Raw genomic sequence first — 555 nt, 5'->3', positions numbered from 1 at the left:
GGCGGACCATGGATTTGGGGCAGACGATGCGGGCCACGGCCACGGTGCGCACGAACTCGATGGGGTCGATCTCGCCCTCCCGCATCACCCGCTCGCCCAGCGGCGTGCCGGTGACCGGGACCAGCGCATTGACCGGCAGGCTGTCGGGATGTTCGGGCAGGGTGGCCAGGGCGTGCAGCAGGCTGGCCCGGTCACGGCGCTTTCGCCCATGCCGACGATGCCGCCGCAGCAGGTGGCCATGCCCGCGTTGCGCACATGCTCCAGGGTGTCGAGCCGCTCCTGATAGGTGCGCGTCGTCACCACCTCGCGTAATATTCCGGCCCGGTGTCCAGGTTGTGGTTGTAGTAGTCGAGCCCGGCCTCCTTGAGCTCCTTCGCCTGCTCGGCCGTCAGCATGCCGAGGGTGGCGCAGGTCTCCAGACCAGGCCTTCACCCCGCCGATCATGGCCGCCAGTTTCGGCAGGTCGCGGTCCTTCAGCTCGCGCCAGGCCGCGCCCATGCAGAAACGGTCCGCGCCGCCCGCCTTGGCCGCCATGGCCTCGGCGATGACCACCTG

1 pseudogene is annotated in these 555 nt (G+C 69.9%); it reads right to left on the bottom strand.

The features are described 5' to 3' along the window. A pseudogene (gene bioB / locus MBEBAB_RS14805) lies at nucleotides 1-555 on the bottom strand (biotin synthase BioB); the annotation flags it as partial.

Origin of the sequence: Brevundimonas abyssalis TAR-001, from assembly GCF_000466985.1 — a bacterium.
GTDB classification, from domain to species: domain Bacteria; phylum Pseudomonadota; class Alphaproteobacteria; order Caulobacterales; family Caulobacteraceae; genus Brevundimonas; species Brevundimonas abyssalis.
The sequence above is the reverse complement of the archived record's forward strand: the minus strand, read 5'-3'. Positions and strand labels throughout refer to the sequence as shown.